The 5,584-nt window shown below is 36.1% G+C and carries 4 protein-coding genes; 2 read left to right on the top strand and 2 right to left on the bottom strand.

The features are described 5' to 3' along the window. Positions 1–34: 34 nt before the first annotated feature. A complete protein-coding gene (locus tag KA814_RS11420; RefSeq protein WP_095257132.1) occupies positions 35–364 on the bottom strand; it encodes a MobC family plasmid mobilization relaxosome protein in 330 nt (109 codons plus the stop codon). 1,063 nt (positions 365–1,427) lie between these two features. Here KA814_RS11420 and KA814_RS11415 point away from each other — a divergent pair. Continuing rightward, positions 1,428–1,967 carry a replication/maintenance protein RepL gene (locus KA814_RS11415; protein ID WP_021285900.1) on the top strand — a complete coding sequence of 180 codons (540 nt, stop codon included), beginning with the start codon at positions 1,428–1,430 and terminating at the stop codon, positions 1,965–1,967. 650 nt (positions 1,968–2,617) lie between these two features. After that, positions 2,618–4,192, top strand: coding sequence for an ABC-F type ribosomal protection protein Vga(E) (locus tag KA814_RS11410; RefSeq protein ID WP_032495718.1), 1,575 nt, complete (start codon positions 2,618–2,620; stop codon positions 4,190–4,192). Positions 4,193–4,488: 296 nt separating this feature from the next. Here the strand turns inward: KA814_RS11410 and KA814_RS11405 are convergent. After that, the coding region (locus KA814_RS11405) for a relaxase/mobilization nuclease domain-containing protein (RefSeq protein WP_210122755.1) at positions 4,489–5,584 on the bottom strand (1,096 nt) is incomplete at its 5' end.

Below are 5,584 nucleotides of genomic sequence, written 5' to 3'. Positions count from 1 at the left end.
TAGTTGCATAATCGACTAGCAGAACGAGTTGTACCTAGCTGAATTGTTGCCATATTGCATGCAACTCCTTTTTGATAGCTTGTAATTCTTCGCTATCAATCGCCCCAGCGCTTGCATTTGCTCGCCTAGTCAATTGATTCACGTTGTTCCCAATTGCTCGCAACTGCTTTGCTATCTCAATTGCCCCCGATTTATCAATTTTCGGTGGCTTCATTCGATAGCCCATTGCCCGCTTTTTTGCAAAAGCTGGCACGCTCATATGAAACGTATCAGCAATTTGCTGTAACCTTTCATATTCGCTGTCGTCCACTCGAAATTTAATCTGCCGACTACTCGCCCGATTTTCTTTCCTCGTTCCCGACATACAACCACCTCACTATGCTCATTTTTCAATCGCATATCATACAAATTAAATGCTCGCTATTCACTCTCATTGTAACTTGTATTGTGAGGATTGGCAAGCTCTATATTTGGTACCCAAATAAGCTTGTTTTTGCTGTCGCAAAAATGCCCCCTAACCCCCATTTACATGGGGGGATTAAGACCTTGCCTTTTTGAAAAAAGGCAACCCCAAAAACTTTCACATATCAAGCCCCCAACCCCCGAATCTTCGGGGGCTCCCTCGCCGGTAGGCAGGTCGAAAAAATGGTTTTTCGACAAGCCAAGAGGGTACTTTTGCGAATGTGTCAATTCCTTAAATTCTCACTTCATGGATCAGCAAAAACCGCTGACCCATTCCGTTGCGATTTACCATTGACACATACCATATTTAGCTTTCTTCCAGTCAGAAAGCTTTTAACCATATTTCGCAATGCCTTTGAACTTGGTCTTTCCCCCCTATTTCGGTTGAGGGAGTGAGGCTGGGGGTGTGGGGGCTAGCCCCCGCATAACGAATTCTATACATAGCGAAAGAATCACATTATCGCCGACACTCTTAACGGTTTTTCGGCTACACTGGACAAGCGAACGAGCGAATACTCAATATCCCTATTTCGTATATCGGTCGTTCGGCGAAGCCTAGACAGCCGAAAAATTTCTACATGCAAGGGGTAAAGGCGTGGAGATTTTTTAGGTGGTTTTCCTAAAAAATACTACCCGACCCTTGCATGTAGAAAAGTGCCTTATAGAAGATATAAGAGTGAATATAAGCTAGTTGTTGTCATATCAATGGATAGAGCGTTTTTTACTAGTCATGGTGTGATTACTATACTAGTCATGGGGTGACTAGTATTAGAGCACTAGATAGTCACTATAAGACTTGACTTTAGTCAAACAATATCATAGAATGGTCATTAATGACGATAGAATAACCATAAATGAGCAGTATACTAATCACACCATGGTCAGTAATGATACAAGTTGTATCAAAAATGATACATATACGTATCACAGCGTGTTACATATTCGAAAAAGGGGAGAAAGTAATAATGGCTGAAATACATGTAGGAGCAGAAAGAGAAGTTCTAAAACCTAATTCTATGAGTTTTGAAGAGCGTAAGATCCAAATGGAGAAGGAAGAAGAAATCGAAAAGGAAATTCGCAAGAGAGATAAAAACAGTCCTTACAAGAGGTGGATACAGTTAAATAAAGACGCTTATAAAGCAGAAGATTGGCTAATGGCAAAATCACCAATAGCATATAGAATTTTTAAATTCTTAATAAATAATATGGATTCATACAACGCTGTAATGTGCTCTTATAAAGTCTTAGAGGAACAATTCGAAGTAAGTACTTCAACGGTAACAAGAGCCGTTAAATTGCTTAAAGATAAGCAATACATTGATGTATATAAATCAGGTACATCAAACGTATATGCAGTTAATAAACAAATTGCTTGGAACAGTTGGGGAAGTAATTTCAAACATGGTAAATTTAGTGCGAATGTTATTCTTTCTGAAAGCGAACAAGATAAACAAACTAAATTAAAAATTCAAAGACATAAAGAGGTTACTTTAGAAGAAATTTAACATCACGTTAAATCAATATAACATACAGGTTGGAGATGGTAGATAAAGAACCTTATCTCTATTCACAGCTTATCGTAACAAAAATTGAACACTTAGGTGAAAAATGTTTGTCTAAGCGTTATTAGTAGCCAATGTTAGACTAGAAATGTTCGTGATAATAGTTAAGCAAGTTTGCTGTACGAGAAGCGAGAAAATGAATTAAGAGAAAACATTACAAGTAGTTTAGAAAACATTCCAGAAAGATGGCTCGGGAATCTCTTAAATTGTAGCTCCCATCCGATTAGTTATTTTCGCTTTGATCAGAATAAGATTTAATTTCTTATCTAAGTAAAGCATAGAAATATTGACAGAGACATATAGAAAGCTTATATTTAGATTAAATGATACGAGAAAGGGTGTTACTATATCACAATGAACAATTAATCCTATTTATTAAAGAAAATCAACATAAAATAGTGAGTCAATAACTTAAGCTAGGTTATTTGTGGAGCGTTTTATGTATCATTTTCAGAATAGGATTGTATTGTGCAATGTGGTTTACCCTAATTTTGTAATGCTTTTTTAGGTGTATACTTACAAATTTTACTGACCTCCTATTCTGAATGGAATTAGGGGGTTTTTATATCCCCTCAAAATAAGGAGATGGGATTATGCTATTATTTGAAGGAACATCAATCAAAAAACAATTACATGACAGAGTGCTATTTGATATTGATTTAATACAAGTGCATGATAATCAACGTATAGGCTTAGTAGGTAGGAATGGAACAGGAAAAACAAGCCTATTAAAAATTATTACAGGTGAAGAATTACCTGATGAAGGTAATATCTCTCCTTTTACCTCTGTGAAATTAGTGCCACAATTTAAAGAATCAAGATTGGAGAAAAGTGGTGGCGAAATAACACAGCAATATTTACAGAACGCATTCAATGGGAATCCAGGCTTACTGCTTTTAGATGAACCGACAACACACTTAGATACGGAAAGAATTGCTTGGCTAGAAAAAAAGATAAGAAACTATCAAGGAGCAGCTGTCGTAGTATCTCATGATCGGACATTTTTAAATAATGTATGTACTGACATATGGGAAATTGAAAAAAATACGTTAAAAATATTTAAAGGAAATTATGATGAATATGCAAAGCAAAAAGAAATACTTAAAAAACAAAAACAAACTGAATTTGAAAAGTATGAACGTGAGAAACAAAAATTAGAAAGAGCAATACGTCAAAAAGAAGAAAGAGCTCAACGAGCAACAAAAAAACCTAAGAATCTAAGTTCATCTGAAGCGAGAATAGTGGGTGCTAAAACCCACTACGCCAACATACAGAAAAAGCTGAGAAGTTCGGCAAAAGCTTTAGAAACAAGACTGGAACAATTGGATAAGGTTGACAAGGTGAAAGAGCTGCCTGAAATTAAGATGGATATGTTAAATGAAGAAAACTTAACAAACCAATCTGTATTACGTGCTGAAAATATTAAGGGAGAGATTGAAGAACGTAAGCTCTGGGAACCCTTTAGCTTATATTTATATGGAGGAGATAAAGTTGCTATCATTGGAAAAAATGGCTCAGGTAAAACAACGTTGCTTAAAAAAATAGTGAAGCAAGATGAAGGAGTGACAATTCCAGAAAAAGTAAAGATAGGTTACTTCTCTCAACACTTAACCATCCTAAATGATGAGAAATCAATCATAGAAAATGTACAATCGACCTCTAGTCAAAATGAGACATTAATAAGAACAGTTTTAGCAAGAATGCATTTTTGGGATGAAGATGTCTATAAAAAGGTAGGCATATTAAGTGGTGGTGAAAAAGTAAAGCTAGCTTTAGCTAAACTATTTTTAAGTGAGGTGAATATGCTCGTTTTAGATGAGCCGACTAACTTTTTAGACATTGCAGCTTTAGAAGCGCTAGAAACATTAATGAAAAGTTATCATGGAACGATTCTATTTGTTACTCACGACCGAATGTTAGTAAAAAATATAGCTACAAAAATAATTGATATAAAAGATGGTAAGATAACAGTATTCGATGGATCGTACGAAGCATATGAAGAGTGGCTGGAGAATAAAACAAAGTCTAACAATGATGACCAACTTTTATTAATTGAAACTAAAATATCTGATGTTCTGGGTAGGTTGAGCTTGGAACCTTCGCAAGAGTTAGAAGATGAATTTCAAAGATTATTGAAAGAAAAGAAAGAACTGACTAGAGGGGAATAAAGCAAACCTATTGATATGTTCCCACGAACGTCCCATTAAGTCGACATGTCCTTGCATACGAGCCTTTCACTAAAATCGAAAATACATCCACTTTATCTATTCGTCCTATACAGACTTGACAATATTGGATAACATAGCTTACAACCCTCTAGAGCTAAAGCAGAAAGGACTGGCATAAAGCCAGTCTTTTTAATTAACTAAGGAGCAAATAGAGAATTGGAACAGTAATTGCACTTGTAGCAACACCATATTTTAAAGCATCAATGATATTCGTAACCAATGCCCCATGCTTTGCACTAGAGACTAAGTCCATCGTCTCTTGTCTTGCTTTTTTGACGACGCTGTTTAGATTGTTCTGCATGTTCCTCACGCTCGACTTGATTTCCTCGTTCATTTCTTCCAATTGAGCGTTGTTCGTCTTTTGAAGTTCCCCCAGTGCTTGAATGGTCCTGTTGTTGTTCCTTTGAATTTCCTCGTGTCCATCTATCAAAATCTTTTGCAAAACTTCGGTGTTTTCTTTCAACATCTTCTCTTGCTCGTTCAAGATTGACTGCATGTTCCTCATGACTTCGTCCGATTTCGACTGGATTTGATTCAATTGATTGTGAATCGTGACTTCTTTCGCCATTTCCTCGTTCATGTGAACTCTGATATAACTTTTCATTAGTTCGTTGAGTTCCCTGGTCTCTTGAAACAGTTCGCTCATGCTCCTGTTCTCGTTCAGCTTGTCTTGTAAAGACATTTTCTAGCCCCTCCTTTTCATAGTCAGCACCCAATTTATTAGCCCGTATAAAGCGTTCTCGTTCTGGATGTTTAAAACTAAGTGTTTTACCCCTCAATTTCGTTTCGACCCCGTAAACGTCATTTAAATGCTTTTTAAAGCTATCAAAGTTTGTTGAATTATTTCGAGAGTATTCAATCGCTTCACGCAATTCATCTTTCCAAGATGGTTTATTTTTTTCTAGTAAATGTTGTTCTGCCAAAGTATGACGAACACTAGCGTTATGCTCTGTAACTATTGATAAATCATGATTTTTGCATACTTCATCGCTCAATGATCTAGCACGCTCAATTGCTTCCTTTCCATGTGCTTGATACTTTTTACCAGTTTCAAAGTTAACTGAATTTATCACGATATGATTATGAATATGGTCTTTATCTGCATGTGTGTAAACAGCTACTTCATGGTTTTTAGCTAATTTCTCAGCTAATTCTAAACCTACTTGATTCGCTTTCTCTGGTGTAACCTCGTTAGGTTTGAATGACTGGATAACATGATGTGCTTGTATTCCATCATTTTTAGAAAAAAGTTCCCTTGTTTGCTTCATTTGTGACTTTGCATAATCAATATCAAGATTATAGCCATCTTTCACAACTGCCCTTTTTTCTGCA

This window comes from Staphylococcus sp. GDY8P196P, assembly GCF_017891705.1.
In the GTDB taxonomy this organism is placed as follows: domain Bacteria; phylum Bacillota; class Bacilli; order Staphylococcales; family Staphylococcaceae; genus Staphylococcus; species Staphylococcus ureilyticus.
The sequence above is the reverse complement of the archived record's forward strand: the minus strand, read 5'-3'. Positions and strand labels throughout refer to the sequence as shown.

Excerpts from the sequence above, each read along its gene's own strand:
- KA814_RS11420 (WP_095257132.1), bottom strand. The coding sequence starts at position 364 with ATGTCGGGAACGAGGAAAGAAAATCGGGCGAGTAGTCGGCAGATTAAA.
- KA814_RS11410 (WP_032495718.1), top strand. The coding sequence starts at position 2,618 with ATGCTATTATTTGAAGGAACATCAATCAAAAAACAATTACATGACAGA.
- KA814_RS11415 (WP_021285900.1), top strand. The coding sequence starts at position 1,428 with ATGGCTGAAATACATGTAGGAGCAGAAAGAGAAGTTCTAAAACCTAAT.